Annotated in this window: 14 protein-coding genes; 3 read left to right on the top strand and 11 right to left on the bottom strand. The window is 64.4% G+C overall.

From position 1 onward, the window contains the following. Positions 1-382 precede the first annotated feature (382 nt). The gene (locus tag C1H69_RS10795) at positions 383-985 is read right to left on the bottom strand and encodes a LysE family translocator (RefSeq protein WP_102653418.1); all 603 of its coding nucleotides are present in this window, start codon (positions 983-985) and stop codon (positions 383-385) included. 99 nt (positions 986-1,084) lie between these two features. On the opposite strand from C1H69_RS10795, the gene C1H69_RS10800 reads away from it, so the two are divergent. Continuing rightward, positions 1,085-2,479 carry an aminotransferase-like domain-containing protein gene (locus C1H69_RS10800; protein ID WP_102653419.1) on the top strand — a complete coding sequence of 465 codons (1,395 nt, stop codon included), beginning with the start codon at positions 1,085-1,087 and terminating at the stop codon, positions 2,477-2,479. A 17-nt stretch (positions 2,480-2,496) separates the two neighbouring features. On the opposite strand, the gene C1H69_RS10805 is transcribed toward C1H69_RS10800, so the two are convergent. Further along, entirely contained in the window at positions 2,497-3,750 is a 1,254-nt protein-coding gene (locus tag C1H69_RS10805) for an acetate/propionate family kinase (protein ID WP_205738464.1), read from the bottom strand. Then, positions 3,747-5,153: a bifunctional enoyl-CoA hydratase/phosphate acetyltransferase gene (locus C1H69_RS10810; RefSeq protein WP_102653420.1), complete on the bottom strand. Its 1,407-nt coding sequence runs from the start codon at positions 5,151-5,153 to the stop codon at positions 3,747-3,749. The genes C1H69_RS10805 and C1H69_RS10810 overlap by 4 nt, the downstream gene beginning before the upstream one ends. A 210-nt stretch (positions 5,154-5,363) precedes the next feature. Between C1H69_RS10810 and C1H69_RS10815 the strand changes: the two genes are divergently transcribed. Next, entirely contained in the window at positions 5,364-5,777 is a 414-nt protein-coding gene (locus C1H69_RS10815; RefSeq protein ID WP_102653421.1) for a RidA family protein, read from the top strand. Between the two features lie 30 nt (positions 5,778-5,807). Here C1H69_RS10815 and gntR read toward each other — a convergent pair whose 3' ends face one another. The 8 genes from gntR to C1H69_RS10855 form a co-directional block, all read right to left on the bottom strand. Then, positions 5,808-6,803, bottom strand: a complete 996-nt coding sequence (gene gntR / locus C1H69_RS10820) for a gluconate operon transcriptional repressor GntR (protein ID WP_102653422.1) — start codon at positions 6,801-6,803, stop codon at positions 5,808-5,810. 121 nt (positions 6,804-6,924) lie between these two features. Then, a complete protein-coding gene (locus C1H69_RS10825; RefSeq protein ID WP_338066171.1) occupies positions 6,925-7,446 on the bottom strand; it encodes a gluconokinase in 522 nt (173 codons plus the stop codon). Positions 7,447-7,460: 14 nt separating this feature from the next. Beyond that, positions 7,461-8,744, bottom strand: a complete 1,284-nt coding sequence (locus tag C1H69_RS10830; RefSeq protein ID WP_102653424.1) for a TRAP transporter large permease — start codon at positions 8,742-8,744, stop codon at positions 7,461-7,463. Between the two features lie 3 nt (positions 8,745-8,747). Beyond that, entirely contained in the window at positions 8,748-9,335 is a 588-nt protein-coding gene (locus C1H69_RS10835; protein ID WP_102653425.1) for a TRAP transporter small permease, read from the bottom strand. 77 nt (positions 9,336-9,412) lie between these two features. Beyond that, complete coding sequence (locus C1H69_RS10840) at positions 9,413-10,489, bottom strand: TRAP transporter substrate-binding protein (protein WP_102653426.1); 1,077 nt, start codon at positions 10,487-10,489, stop codon at positions 9,413-9,415. Positions 10,490-10,728: 239 nt separating this feature from the next. After that, entirely contained in the window at positions 10,729-11,844 is a 1,116-nt protein-coding gene (locus C1H69_RS10845; RefSeq protein ID WP_102653427.1) for a serine hydrolase, read from the bottom strand. Continuing rightward, the gene (locus C1H69_RS10850; RefSeq protein ID WP_102653428.1) at positions 11,844-12,965 is read right to left on the bottom strand and encodes an acyltransferase family protein; all 1,122 of its coding nucleotides are present in this window, start codon (positions 12,963-12,965) and stop codon (positions 11,844-11,846) included. The genes C1H69_RS10845 and C1H69_RS10850 overlap by 1 nt, the downstream gene beginning before the upstream one ends. A gap of 23 nt (positions 12,966-12,988) precedes the next feature. Then, a complete protein-coding gene (locus tag C1H69_RS10855; protein ID WP_205738465.1) occupies positions 12,989-13,363 on the bottom strand; it encodes a hypothetical protein in 375 nt (124 codons plus the stop codon). 359 nt (positions 13,364-13,722) lie between these two features. Between C1H69_RS10855 and glnH the strand changes: the two genes are divergently transcribed. Next, entirely contained in the window at positions 13,723-14,460 is a 738-nt protein-coding gene (gene glnH / locus C1H69_RS10860) for a glutamine ABC transporter substrate-binding protein GlnH (RefSeq protein ID WP_102653429.1), read from the top strand. Positions 14,461-14,510: the final 50 nt, after the last annotated feature.

The following is a 14,510-nucleotide window of genomic DNA, read 5'->3' on the forward strand; positions in this document are numbered from 1 at the left end:
CGGCGCCAGTCGCGATGCGGAGCAGCGCTCCAACAAGGTAGAAAAAAACAGCTGTTGGAGCCAGCGTTAGCTCGCGACCGCGGGGTCGCCCGGGCAGGTGATCGTCGCCACACGGCGACCTCCGCCGAGGCGCCTGCGGCGCCAGTCGCGATGCGGAGCAGCGCTCCCACAGGGTGGAAAAACAGCTGTTGGAGCCAGCGTTAGCTCGCGACCACGGAGTTGCCCGGGCAGGTGATCATCGCCACACGGCGACCTCCGCCGAGGCGCCTGCGGCGCCAGTCGCGACGCAAAACGGCGCTCCCACAGGGTGGAAAAAACCGATGTCGCGATGCGGCACAGGCGCAGAAGACCGTGCAGCGGGCAATCGTTGCCGGCTGAGGGTTCAGCCCAGGATGAAGATCACGCAGGCGGCGGTGAGGCCACCCATCACGCCGTTGAATACACGCCATGCCCGTGGCGTGTGCAGCCAGCGGCCGATGGCCGTGCCGAACCCCGCCCACAGGGCGATGCACGGCAGCGCCACCAGTTCGGCGAAGCCCGCCAGCATCAGCGCATTCATGACCGTGTCGCCCCCCTGGGGCAGGAAGCCCGCCATCAACGCCAGCCCCATGACCCAGGCCTTCGGGTTGGCGAACTGGAAGGCCGCCGCCTGCCAGACGTTCAGCGGCCGCCCTTCACCACGCCGGCGCAGGTCGGGCGGCGGTGCCGTGGCGATACGCCAGGCCAGATAGAGCAGGTAGCCGCTGCCCACGATGCGCAGGACCGTCTGGACGGCGGGATAGCGTTCGAAGACCAGCCCGAGCCCCAGGGCGATACCGGCAAACAGCAGGAAGCAGCCGCCCAGGATGCCGAAAATGTGCGGCAGTGTGCGCAGGAAGCCGTAGTTGGCGCCCGAGGCCGTGAGCATCACGTTGTTCGGTCCGGGCGTGATGGTCATGGAGATCATGTAGAGGGCCGCCGGCCCGAGAAATGCGAAAGCTTCCATGTTATTGCACCCATACAATTACAGTGACTTTGGTTGGCCTTGCGTATTTTCTACAGCATAATGGGCACAACAACGGCATCAAAGGGTTTTATTGTCACCATGACAATCTGGCAACCACAGCTGGTGGACACGGGGCCTCGCTACCGCGGAATCGCCGATGCCATTGCCCGGGCGATACAGGCAGGTGAACTGGCGCCCGGCCAGCGCCTTCCCCCACAGCGACGACTGGCCGACCAGCTCGGCGTGACCGTGGGCACGGTGACCCGCGGCTATGCCGAGGCCGAACGCCAGGGCTGGGTCACCGCCCGGGTCGGCAGCGGCACCTATGTGCGCAACGGCGAGGCTTCCCCACGCAGCGACTTTATTTCCAGCCGCCCCCACGAGGACGACACGATCGATCTCAGCCTGAGCCTGCCGCCACCGCATCCGCTGCGCGCAGCAGCCCTGGGCCGGGCCCTGCAGGGTATCGCCACGGATATCGATGTGCTTCAGAGCGTCGTGGAATTTCAGTCCGAACGTGGCATACCCGCCCATCGCGAGCAGCTGGCCGCCTGGATGACCGGCCTGGGCATGCCTGTCGACGCCGACGAGCTATTGATCACCCAGGGCGGACAGCACGGCATCAGCCTGGCACTGCAGGCCCTGACACGGCCGGGCGAGCGCATCGCCGCCGACGTGCTCACCTACCCGGGGCTGATAGACGCCGCCCAGCAGGCGCACCTGAAGGTAGTGGGCGTGCCCATGGACGACGAAGGCATGGACATGGAAGCCTTGGCACGGCTCTGCGTTCAGCAGCCACCGCGGCTGATCTATCTCACGCCGGACCAGAACAATCCCACCGGCGTGATGCTTGGCGAGAGTCGCCGCGAACGACTGGCCGGGCTGGCCCGTCAGTACGATATCTGGATTCTGGAAGACGGCGTACAGTACCTGCCCGAGGCCGAGCGCGGCACCCCCCTCCACCGGCTGGCGCCGGAGCGAACCCTGTTCGTCTTCAGCACCGCCAAGGTACTGGCCGGTGGGCTGCGGATCGGCACCCTGGCGGCTCCGCCCACGTTACGGGATCGCCTGGGTGCGGCGCTGCGCGCCCAGAGCTGGATGGTGCCTTCGCTGATGGTCGAGACGGTGTGCCGTTGGGTGGCGAGCGATGACGACACGACGCTGCTCGCCTGGCAGACGAAGGAGCTGGGTGAGCGTCAGCGTCTGGCCCGGGAAAAGCTGGCCGGCTTCACCATCGGCGGCCGCCCTCATGGCGCCAACCTATGGCTGCCGCTGCCGGAAGGACTACGCAGCGCGGTACTGCAGGAAGCACTGGCACGACGCAACGTGCTGGTCACCAGCGCCGAACCCTTCTGCGTGGGCAGCGAGCCTGCGCCTCAGGCACTGCGCCTGTGCCTCAGTGCCGCGCCCTCGCAAGAGGCGCTGGCCCAGGCGCTGGATATCCTCGTCGAACTGTTGAACGAGCCCCCTGCCGCGCCCTGGCGCATGGTGTGAGTGCGCTGCCGCACCTCTCATGACAGGCGCGATTGCATGACCTCATCGAGGCCGGCCAGCTCGGCGGCCGTGTAGCGAGCAATCATGCGCTCCTCGTCGGTGGGGATCACCCACAGCCCCACCCTGCTGTCCGCCGCCGCGATGTCGGTGGCGTGGGCATCGTTGGCGGTGGGAGCGAGGCGTGCGCCCAGCCACTCGCAGCCTCGCGCCACGGCGGCACGCACCGGAGCCGCCCGCTCGCCGATGCCGGCGGTGAATACCAGATGGTCCAGCCCGCCGAGGGCGGCGGCCATGCTGCCGATCTCGCATACGATGCGGTAAACGAACAGCTCGATGGCCTCGGCCGCCTCGGGCGCCTCGCTCTGCAGCAGTTCGCGCATGTCGCCGCTGATGCCGGAGACACCCAACAGGCCGGACTCCTTGTAGAGCAGCCGCTGCACGGCTTCCGGCGGCATGCCCTCCTGCAGGATCAGATGCAGCACCAGCCCCGGGTCGAGGCTGCCGCTTCGGGTGCCCATCATCAACCCCTCCACGGCAGTAAATCCCATGGTGGAAGCAACGCTTCGACCATCACGGATGGCGCAGAGGCTGGCACCGTTGCCCAGGTGGGCGACGATCACCCGCCCCGCCGTCGCCTCGCCTCGATGCGCCGGCAGGATCCACCCGTTCAAGGTACGGTTGATGTAGTCGTAGGAGAGCCCATGGAAACCGTAACGAATGACTCCGGCATCGCGGTATCGCCGCGGCAGGGGGAAGGTCCGTGCGACATCCGGCTGTTGGGCATGAAAGGCCGTGTCGAAGCAGGCCACCTGGGGCAGGTCGGGCCGCAGTGCCGCCAGGGCGCGGACCGGCGCCAGTCCGTAGGACTGGTGCAGCGGGGCCAGCGGCACCAGTGCCTCGAGGGCCTCCAGGACGGTGCCGTCCAGGCGCACCGGCTCGACATGGTCGCGACCGCCGTGAACGATGCGATGCCCCACGGCGCTGATATCACCGAGATCGGGATGCGCTTCGAACCAGGCCAACAGCCGCGATAGCGCCGTGTCGTGGTCCAGGTCCTCGGGCACCTCGCCCAGCTCGGGGCCGACAGACGCAACGTCCAGCGTCCTGCCCTCCCCATCCTTCAGGGTGAGTCGGCCCTGGCTGCCAAGCCCGGCGAAGTGGCCGCGATAGCGGAGCTGGAGGTCCACCGGTTCGGCACCCGGCGAGACGTCGAACAGTGCGAACTTGAGGCTGGACGAGCCGCTGTTGATGACCAGTATCTCACCCATCATGCCTTCGCCTTCTTCCGGTACTCGGCGACCAGCAGCGCCAGGGCACAGGAGGCCATGCGCGTGATCGCGTCATCGGCACGGCTGGTCAGTACGATGGGTACCCGGGCCCCCACCACCAGGCCGGCTCCGGTGGCATCGGCCAGGTAGGTCAGCTGTTTCATCAGCATGTTGGCGGATTCGAGATCCGGGGCCACCAGGATATCGGCCCGCCCCGCCACCGGAGAGACGATGTCCTTGGCGGCGGCGGCCGCCTCGGAAACGGCATTGTCGAAGGCCAGGGGGCCGTCGATCGTACCGCCGCGGATCTGCCCCCTTTCGGCCATCTTGCACAGCGCCGCGGCTTCCACGGTGGAGGCGATCTTGGGGTTGACGGTTTCGACGGCCGAGAGAATCGCCACCCTGGGATTGTCGTTACCCACGGCATGGGCCAGGTCGATGGCGTTCTGCACGATGTCCCGCTTGTCGGACAGCGTGGGGTAGATGTTGATGGCCGCATCGGTAATGAACAAGGGACGTGGGTACGTCGGCACATCGAATGCCATGACGTGGCTGATGCAGCGTTCGGTGCGCAGCCCACCGTCGCGCTTGACCACCTCATGAAGCAGTTCGTCGGTATGCAGCGCTCCCTTCATGATCGAGGCGACACGGCCGGCCCGGGTCATGGCCACCGCCTCGGCGGCGGCGGCATGGCTATGGGGTACATCAACCAGGGGGAAATCGCCGATATCGATGCCGGCCTCCTCGGCGGCGGCACGAACCTTGGCTTCCGGCCCCACCAGCACAGGCCGGATGAGCCCGTGCTGTGCCGCCTCCCAGGCACCGCATATCGATACCTCGTCCACCGGATGGACCACCGCCATGTCCACCGGCTCGGGAAGGTCGGCGGCGGTGAGCAGCTCGTGCAACCTGGCCCGTTCGGCCAACCGTACCCGGGGAAGCACGGCACGAGGGCGGCTGATCTTCTCGGTGGGTGCCTGTACTTCGGCCTCGCCCTCGATCACCGTCCGGCCGTCCTGATTGACACACAGGCAATCGAAGGTGATGCGTTTGCGAGCCTGGTCCTTGTCGCGCACCTTGACGCTGACCCTGAGCACGTCGCCAAGCCTGACCGGCATGCGAAAGCGCAGTGTCTGGCCCAGATAGATCGTGCCGGCACCTGGCAGCTCGGTGCCCAGCACCGTGGAAATCAATGCCCCACCCCACATGCCATGGGCGACGATCTCCTGAAACCGCGTGCTCTTGGCGAAATCATCATCGAGATGCGCCGGGTTGATATCGCCCGACATGATCGCGAACAGCTTGATGTCGTCCAGCGTCAGGCGCTTCGCTATCGAGGCGCTGTCGCCGATCTGGATCTCATCGAAGGTGCGGTTCTCGATGTTGTCGTGTTCATTCCTGTCCATGGGACCTTGTTCTCCTGCCGACATGCCTTGGGAACAAGGCGGTATCTGTGCCCAGAATACTGCGATGCAGCATTTCATTGCAGTCAGCATCGACCAATACTTGACGAACATCAACGTTATCGCCGATCTTCGCCAGCCCAGGCAGACCGCACTATAGTGGTTCAGGCTGGTTATCCAGCCATCGACACTCAGCAAGCAGGGACGCCGCCAATGCCCACTTATCATAACGACCCCACCCTGGCCGTGCCGGTGTTTCCGGGCAGCCATATCGTGCTCGACGATCGCCATGTCTTCCTGTCGGGACTGACGGTAACGGATATCCAGGGCGGAGAAGCGGTCCTGGGCGATATCGCAGAGGAAACCCGCTGGATCATGCGACGCCTGGCGCACATGCTGGAATACGTGGACGCAACGCTGGCCGACACGCTCCGGGTGGAGGTCCACCTGACCAACCTGGACACGATCCATACCATGGATGCCGCCTACGCGGAGTTCTTCGACGCCCAGCGGTACCCGGCAAGGACCTGCACCGAGTCGCCCCGGCTCAGCGGCGGCTCCAATGTGGAAATCACGCTGGTTGCCCGACGTCGGCCCGAGAAGGAAAGTTCCGGGACGGAGAGCTGACATCGGCACTGCGGCAAGGGATTCGGGGCGTTAGAGCGTCATCCCGGGCTCGATGCTGTAGCCGAGGTCGATCACTGTTGCCTTCACTGCCCCGCCTCGGACACGCGCCAGCAGTTCCTTGGCCGCCCGCTCGCCGATAGCCTGCCGGGGTGTCACCACACTGGCCAGGCGGGGTGACATCACCTGTCCGACGTCATGGCCATGAAAACCCGCTATGGCCAACTGCTCCGGCACCTCGATCCCGCGCCGCAGGCACTCGAAATAGGCGCCGACGGCCACGTCGTCGTTGGTGCAAAAGATGCCGTCAGCCGACGGATAATCGGTCACGATCTCCTCCAGCAGAGCGGCCCCCACACTGTAGGACGAACGCTGGCTACGCTGCAGGGTCACAGGGGTCAGACCCTGTTCCTCCATGGCCTGTCGATAGCCCTGCTCACGCTGGCGAGTCCTCTCGTCCAAGCGAACGGCAAGGTAGATCACATGGCGTCGGCCGCGTCTGATCATTTCGCTGACCATGTCGTAGGCGGCGCGTACGTTGTTGAAACCCACCGCCTGATTCAACGGCGGTGTGAGGGAGTCCATGATTTCGATGGTGGGAATACCCGCGGTCTCCAGCATCCGGCAGGTGCGCGGCGTATGCCGACTGTCGGACAGGATCACGCCATCGACGTTATAGGAGAGCAGGGACGCCAAGCTGCGCTCTTCAAGCTCCGGGCTGTAGCCGTAATGGGACAGCATCAGGTGATAGCCGGCCGGCTCGGTGACGGCCTCGATACCGACAAGGACATCGGCGAATACCTGGTTGGTCAACGAGGGAACCAATACCCCGATCGAATGACTGGTAGCCCGAGAGAGCAGGTCCGGCGCCCGGTTGGGGATATAGCCGACCTGTTCGGCCACCGTGAAGATTCGCTCCCGCAGTTCCTCGGAGACAGTGGCCGGGTCGCGCAGGCAACGGCTCACGGTCATCTTGGTCGCACCGACCCGGTCGGCGATATCCTGGAGTGTGGGGCGTTTTTTCTTCACGGGGGATCGCAATACCTGTGTCGTGACGGAGAGGGACGAGTCCGGCAACGGGCCACGGCCAGGCCAGTGGCCGAGGCACTCGGTCGACGGCGCCACACCATAACCGACATCGCGCCCCGAATCATGTCTCGCCGCTGGCGGAGCGGCAGTGCTGGAGGAAAGCCTCGACCAGCGCCTCCGGTGACTGCCCGATGTCCAGGGTCACCGCCTCGTTCGCCCCCGGCGGCTCCAGGGCGGTGAACTGGCTGTCGAGCATGGCATCGCCCTTGAAGAAGTGCCCTTCCCGCTGGCCGAGCCGCTGGCGCATCTGATCGCGGTCGCCGCTCAGGAACAGGAACGCCAGCGCCGGATCGCCCCGGCGCAGAGTGTCGCGGTAGCGCCGCTTGAGAGCCGAACAGCCGACCACCACGGCCACATCCCGCGCCCGGTGGTCAGCCAGGAAATCCGCCAGGGTTTCCAGCCATTCGCAGCGATCCTCGTCGTCGAGCGGGATACCACGCGCCATCTTGGCGATGCTGGCCGGCGAGTGGTAATCGTCGCCATCGATGAAGGCCACGCCGAGGCGATCGGCCAGCAGGCGGCCGACATGGGTCTTCCCCGAGCCCGACACGCCCATCACCACGATTCGTTGCGGAGTCGTCACATCCAGCCCCTTGCTCAGTTGCCACGCACGGCGGCCAGGTCGGGCAGCCAGGTGACGATGCCCGGGAAGGCGAGCAGGATGAGCACCACCACCAGCAGCGCCGCGTAGTAGGGCAGCATCGCCTTGACCAGCGACTCCATCGACACCTTGCCCACCCCACAGCCGACGTACAGGCAGGTGCCCACCGGCGGCGTCAGCAGGCCGATACCGAGGAGGAAGGACATCAGCACCCCGAAGTAGACCGGGTCGACGCCCACCGAGGTGACGATCGGCGTCAACATGGGCGCCATGATCACCATTGCCGGGGTCAGGTCCATCACGAAGCCCACCAGCAGCAGCAGACCGGCGACGATCAGCAGCAGCAGGAATGGCTCCTGGGTGATCGCCTGCACCTGACCCACCAGGGTCTGCGGCACCATGTTGATGGTCAGGAACCAGGCGATCACCGTGGCAAAGGCCAGCAGCAACAGTACCATGCCGGTCAGACGCGCGGTGCGGATCAGCATCCCCCACAGGTCGCGCAGGCCGATCTCGCGATAGACCACGAGTGAAATGACCAGCGAGTAGAGCAGTGCGGCGACCGCCGCTTCGGTGGCGGTGAACAACCCGCCGATGATACCGCCGATCACGATCACCGGCAGCACCAGGGCCAGCCAAGCCGACTTGAAGGCCTGCCACAGCAGGTCGAGCCGGAACTTTCGGGTCTGCCCGGCGGGTTCGATGCTGGCCATGATGAAGGTGGTGACCATCAGGCAGAAGCCGATCAGCAGCCCCGGTACGATACCGGCGATAAACAGCCGGCTGATCGAGGTCTCGGTGACGATTCCGAACAGGATCAGCGGGATCGACGGCGGAATGATGATGCCGATCACCGACGACACCGTGTTGATGGCGGTGGCATGGGGCGCCGTGTAGCCCTGCTGTGTCATCGCCGGAATCATCATCGAGCCGGTAGCGGCGGTGTCGGCGACGGCCGAGCCGCTGATGCCGCCGAAGAACATCGAGCCGGTGATCGCCACCTGGCCGAGGCCACCGCGAATGAAACCGACCAGCGCACCGGCCAGGTTCATCAGCCGCCGGGCGATGCCGCCGGTGCTCATCACCTCGCCGACCAGGATAAAGAAGGGAATCGCCAGCAGCGGGAAGCTGTTGACCCCGCGAACCGACTGCTCGATCAGGATCGACAGCGAGATGTCGGACATCACTGCCATGACCACGGCGGCCACGCCGAGGCCAAAGGCGATGGGCAGGCCGATGGCGATGGAGGCAAACAGGATGCCCAGGAATATCCATAGCATGGCCTAGGCCCTCCGGAGGATGATGGTGAGGCTCTGCCAGGCACGCCACAGTGCCACCATGGCAATGAAGGACGCGCAGACCACCAGCGAGACATTGATCAGGTTCCACGGCACGCCGAGGATCGCGGTGCGTCCGGTGGAGCGGGACAGCACCAGGTAGCCGCCCCAGATCATCACCCCCATCAGGCCACTGATGATCAGGTGCTGTAGCAGGAAGAGCCCGTGAGCGGCCCGAGGCTTGAGCCGACGCACCAGAAAATCCACGGCGATGTGCTCGTAGCGGGCGAAGGCCGCCGCGGCACCAATGAAGATCATCCAGATGAACAACATGCGCCCCACTTCGTCGGCCCAAGGAAGCGAGCGGTTGAACAGCGAACGCCCGACGACATTGGTCGAGACCGACAGGACCAGGGCAATCAGAATGATGGCGATCAGCTGCTCCATGGCGACGGTCAGCCAGCGGAACAGTACCGGCCCCTTGCGCGCCTCGAAATCGAGCTCCAGCGGTTCGCGGTTGGGATCATCCTGGTAGACCGAGGTGTCGGGTAGGGAGAGGGGCCCTGGGGACGGGCCAGGCGTTGGCGTTGACATGAGACACTCCAGCGCCAGGACAAGGGGCCGCCAGGCCCTCTGCCACTGGACGGTTCGACGTCAGGAGGAGGAAGGAATCAATCGTTGGCGGTCGCTTCGGCGATACTCTGGATCTCGCTGATCAGCTCCTCGCCGATACGCGGTGCCCACGTCTCGTAGACAGGCTGCACTGCCTCCTGGAAGGCGGCGATCTGGTCGTCGTCGAGACGGGTGATCTGCATGCCGCGCGCCTCGAGCTGATCGCGGGACCAGTCGTCATACTCTGCGGACAGCTGGATCTCGTACTGGGCCGACTGGCGGGCGGCTTGCTGGATCAGCTCCTGGTAAGCCGGGTCAAGGCGGTCCCAGGTGCGCTGGGACATCATCATGATGAACGGCGTATAGACGTGGCGGGTTTCGGTGCCGTAGTCCTGCACTTCATGGAAGTTGGAGGTGAGGATCGTACTCCAGGGGTTCTCCTGGCCGTCGACCACGCCCTGCTCCATCGCCGAAAACAGCTCGCCGAATGCCATCGGCGTGGGGTTGGCGCCCATCGCCTCCCAGATCGCCAGGTGTACCGGGTTCTCCATGGTACGTACGCTCAGGCCGCGAACGTCGAGGCCGGCGACATCGTCGGGCGACTCCACCGGACGGGCGCTGTTGGAAAGCTGACGATAGCCGTTCTCGGAGAAGGTCAGCGCCTTGATCCCGCTGCCCTCGAAGGCGTCGAGCATGTCCTGGGCCATGTCGCTCTGCATCACGGCGATGGCCGCCTCGCGGGTCGGCAGCAAGAACGGCAGGTCGAAGGCCGCCAGCTCGGAAACATAGGTGGTGGCCGCCGAGCTCGATGGATAGGTCATGTCCAGGGTCCCGGTCTGCAGCATCTCCATCATCTGCACGTCATCGCCCAACTGGCTGTTGGGAAAGACGTTGATGGTGATGCGACCCTCGGTGCGCTGTTCGAGGATGTCGGCGAAATACTGACTCGAGATGTACTGGGGCGAGCTTTCGGCCAGGCCGAGGCCCATGCGGATGGTGTGGCTGCCGTGGTCGGCGATCACCTCGCCGTCGATAGCTGGCGGGTCGGACAGGTCGGGCGACTGGGCCTGGGCGGTGAGGCCGAAGCCAAGGGTCAGGGTGGCCGCGCCGGCCAGGGTAAGCCAGGTGACTGTCATGGCGAAATCTCCAATATCGTTTGTCATTGTTAGATGATCGAACGTCTGGTTTGTTACCGGTAACATTCGATGATGGAAGGCTAGTCACGGGCTATTGCGCTGTCAACGAATACGGGGTGAGGAAGCATTAGACCTTCGTAGCACCCACCATACCTTGCATTGCCGACTAGATACCATCTCTCCTAACCAGTCGCAAACCACCTAATGGGTTGTTTGTGACTGGTTAGGAGAGATGGTATCTAGTGCCTTGCGAACACACCGGCTTCGCGCATGGCGCGGCCGATGCCGGCCATTACCGACTCGGAGCGGACCACATTGCTTTCCCCCCGGACACAGGCCACGACCACGACCTTGCGCAACGCATCGCCCTGTCCATGAGAGGCAATGCCGGCATCGCAGGTCCGCCGATGCTGGGTTCCGGTCTTGTGGGCGAAACGCACGTCGGAGCCGAAGCCGGACTTGAGACGCCGGTCACCACTCGTGGTACGCGTCATGATCGACAGGAGTTCGGCTGAGGCCGCCGCGCCCAGCGCCCTGCCCTCGCCCAGTTCGGCGAGCAGGTCGCCGAAGCTGTCGAGACGGCCGCTGTTGAGATCGCTGGCATAGTACGCGTCGAAAGCGGCTTCCAGCGTCGGCAACCGCAACGCTTCCGGCGCGAGCCCCAGGCGCCGGATGAACCAGTCCAGGCGCTCTGCATCATTGCCATGCTTGCGCAATTCGATGAAGTCGCGCCCGGTGAGAGCAAAGGCGTCCGGATGCAAACCCGCGTAAACGTGGCGGCGGACGTCCTCCAGGGTGGTGATCGGCCCGAGGCCGCGGCTGTCGGCAACCAGCGAGCGGGCACGCCGGTTGACGGCATCGAGGCCGACATGGCGTATCAGCATGTCGCTGGCCGTGTTGTCGCTGACGATCAGCATGGGTTCCAGCAGTTGGCGCAGCCTCGGTTCACTGCCAGGCGGAGCCCAGTTGGTGGGCCCGGCACCGTCGACATAATCGCTTTCAAGCAGGACCAGCCGATCATCGAGCGACGCTTCTCCCGCCTCGACCCGGGCCATCAGCTCGATGGCCACCGGCACCTTGATCAGAGAGGCCAGATACCAGCTTTCACCGTCACGCCAGCCATACCGGGCGCCACCCTCGCCCAGCTCGCGGACGTGAAGACCGATCTCGCCGTTGAATCCGGCCTCGAGCAGGGCCAGCCTGGCTTCGAGCCGCTCCGCCCAGGCGGGTTTCTGGACGCCGCCCGGCGCGAGCCGGTCCACCCAGGTGGGTTCGGCCATGGCGTTGACCGAAAACGCCACCGCGAGCAGCGCCATGGCAGCCGGGCGGCAGAAAGAGGTGAGGGTAAAACGCATCACGCTCGCTCCCGAATCCAGCGAATCATGGCAATCCAGCCCGCGGTGGCCAGGATGATGGCCAGCCCGATACCCAACACCTGGGGGTAGGTGTAAGCCTGCCAGGCATCGAGCAGAAAGCGGAAGACGAGGAAGATCACCACGATATGAAAGATGAATGCCTTGAGGGCGTCGGAGCCGATGGTCGTGACGGGCCGGAGCCAGGCCGCCGCCCGCTCGCCACCGAGCAGGCACAGCGCCAGGATCACGAGGGCGCCGCCCACGCTGAACAGCATGAAGGGAAGCTCCGGCGGGTGCTTGCCTTCATTCCAGGCCGCCGACATCAAGGCTGCATCGATCATCGGCAACGACACCGCCAGGAAACCGACCAGCAACATGGCGCCGAAGGCAACGAGGCCCAGCACCAGCCGGCGGCGATGGGAAGCGTCCCAGTAGGTTCGCAGCACGCCCTCCCCGATCAACAGTCCGAGCATCACCAGTGGTAGCCGTGACAGCTGGCCCCAGGTGTAATGGTCGGCATCCTCGACCAGAAGCGCCTTGAGGGGTTCGATACCCCAGAAATGGAAATGACGCTCCAGCCAGCCCGCCATGACGGCAATGATGATCGGCAGTGCCAGACGCAGCCATAGCGGCATTCGACGCCATAGCGGCAATACCCAGGGCAACCACAGCAGGGCGATGGCATAGAAGCCCAGTATCTCGACCCAGATGGCGAAGCGCTGATAAAGCAACGTGTCGAGGATGTCGCCTGGCGCGTAGATCGGCAGCATTTCGACAACGGTCAGTGCCTTGTACCAGAACATCACCTCCAGCCCGCGAAGCATCAGCTTCAGGCGCCGTCGCGGCCAGTCCGGTGAATCGGTCTTCGGCAGGAAGGCCACGGCGAGAGCGATCCCGAACACGACAATGAACAGTGACGAGGAAAACTTGGTGATGAGATGGATAGGCACCATGCCCCAATCGGGCACCTGGCCTATGCCCAGCAAGCCACTGACCGTATGGCTGAGAATCATCAGGGCGATGGCGATGCCCCGGGCCAGGTCGATAGCCTCGATTCGACCCTGAGTCGGCGGCAGTATCGGCCGGGCGCTGATACCTTCCCTGAAAGCCTTCCCTTGCATGCGCCCGATGTCCTCTCGTCCGTTCAATCGGCGGCGTTCAACGGATCAACGCTCTCCAGCGTGAGTCGACGTCCTTCGGTAACAGAGTACTCGAAATTCCCGATGACCCGCACCATGTCGCCCAGATGGGGAGCGATCTCCTCCCGGGGAAAGACCTCGACGCGGTTGAGATCCTCATCCTCGATCCAGTAGTGGAGTGGGTCGTCGAAATGGCGGACCACACCCTCGGTGGCCACCAGGGCGCCATCATGGGCCGCCGGGTTCGCGGCCAGTACCGATAGTGTCACTTCCGTTGCCGCATCACCATTGCCGCCGCAGGCCGTCAGGCCCAGCAGACAGAAGCCGGCGAACAGTACCCAGCGTCTGCCACTGGTTGGCCGCTGATGTAGGGGCTGCATACCTGTCTCCACGGTTGGTCCGGCCGTCGGCCAGGATTGCCTGCAGCCAGGGGCTTCCCCGGCCGCCAGCTTCTCTCGGTCGGTAAGGATCAGCGCATCGTGTCAGTCCAGACGAGAGCCGGATCTTAGCATAGGCTCGCTGGCGTCATGAATCACGCTCAAGCCAGGTCTTCAAAAATCATTGCAAATAATTTGCGCATCACATATTTTTGCGCAAAGATATTTCCATTCCGCGGGATGTTGGTCATCGGCTACGCCTGTGGTTTCGGCAATGATCTCAACAACGGGCGTCCACGTCGTTTTCAACAACGACCGCCAAAGAACAGACAGTTCAACAACAACACCAAGAGGAACTCACCATGAAACAGCTGACCATCTGCACCGCTCTGGGCCTTTCCCTGGCCATGGCCTCCACGGCCGCCGCCGACAAGCTGATCGTCGCCACCGACACCGCTTTCGTGCCTTTCGAATTCATGAAGGATGGCGAATACGTCGGATTCGATATCGATATGTGGGACACCATTGCCCAGGAGAATGGCTGGGACTATGAGCTGCGCCCCATGGACTTCTCGGGGATCATTCCCGCCCTGCAGACGAACCAGGTGGATGTGGCCCTGGCCGGCATCACCATTCGCCCGGACAGGGAAGAGGTCATCGATTTTTCGGACGGCTACTACGACAGTGGCTTTACCCTGATGGTCCCGGCAGACAGCGATATCGAGAGCATCGAGGATCTGGCCGGCAAGACGCTGGCACTGAGGATGGGCACCTCCGCGGCCGACTATGCCAAGGAGCATTTCACCGAAACCGAGCTGAGGACCCTGCCCAATATCGACAATGCCTACCTGGAGCTGCGCACCGGCCGTGTCGATGCCGCCATGCACGACACCCCGAACGTGCTCTACTACATCGCCACCGCGGGAGAAGGCGAGGTCAAGGCCGTGGGCGAGCAGATGATGGCCCATGAGTATGGCATCGGTTTCCCCAAGGGCAGCCCTCTGGTCGATGACGTCAATGTAGCCTTGAACACCCTGCGAGAGGACGGTCGCTACGATGAGATCTACGCGAAGTGGTTCGGCACAGCCCCGGGCAATTGAGCCGATGCGAGCCACTCTCACGCCTCTCCCCTGCGACTGCCGAGGTTCCG

Origin of the sequence: Billgrantia endophytica (assembly GCF_002879615.1) — a bacterium.
Lineage (GTDB): Bacteria > Pseudomonadota > Gammaproteobacteria > Pseudomonadales > Halomonadaceae > Halomonas > Halomonas endophytica.

Bases quoted from the DNA above. Each gene is read 5' to 3' on its own strand.
- C1H69_RS10805 (WP_205738464.1), bottom strand. From the start codon at position 3,750: ATGATGGGTGAGATACTGGTCATCAACAGCGGCTCGTCCAGCCTCAAG.
- C1H69_RS10800 (WP_102653419.1), top strand. From the start codon at position 1,085: ATGACAATCTGGCAACCACAGCTGGTGGACACGGGGCCTCGCTACCGC.
- C1H69_RS10835 (WP_102653425.1), bottom strand. From the start codon at position 9,335: ATGTCAACGCCAACGCCTGGCCCGTCCCCAGGGCCCCTCTCCCTACCC.
- C1H69_RS10795 (WP_102653418.1), bottom strand. From the start codon at position 985: ATGGAAGCTTTCGCATTTCTCGGGCCGGCGGCCCTCTACATGATCTCC.
- C1H69_RS10845 (WP_102653427.1), bottom strand. From the start codon at position 11,844: ATGCGTTTTACCCTCACCTCTTTCTGCCGCCCGGCTGCCATGGCGCTG.
- C1H69_RS10830 (WP_102653424.1), bottom strand. From the start codon at position 8,744: ATGCTATGGATATTCCTGGGCATCCTGTTTGCCTCCATCGCCATCGGC.
- C1H69_RS10810 (WP_102653420.1), bottom strand. From the start codon at position 5,153: ATGGACAGGAATGAACACGACAACATCGAGAACCGCACCTTCGATGAG.
- C1H69_RS10850 (WP_102653428.1), bottom strand. From the start codon at position 12,965: ATGCAAGGGAAGGCTTTCAGGGAAGGTATCAGCGCCCGGCCGATACTG.
- C1H69_RS10815 (WP_102653421.1), top strand. From the start codon at position 5,364: ATGCCCACTTATCATAACGACCCCACCCTGGCCGTGCCGGTGTTTCCG.
- C1H69_RS10840 (WP_102653426.1), bottom strand. From the start codon at position 10,489: ATGACAGTCACCTGGCTTACCCTGGCCGGCGCGGCCACCCTGACCCTT.
- C1H69_RS10855 (WP_205738465.1), bottom strand. From the start codon at position 13,363: ATGCAGCCCCTACATCAGCGGCCAACCAGTGGCAGACGCTGGGTACTG.
- glnH (WP_102653429.1), top strand. From the start codon at position 13,723: ATGAAACAGCTGACCATCTGCACCGCTCTGGGCCTTTCCCTGGCCATG.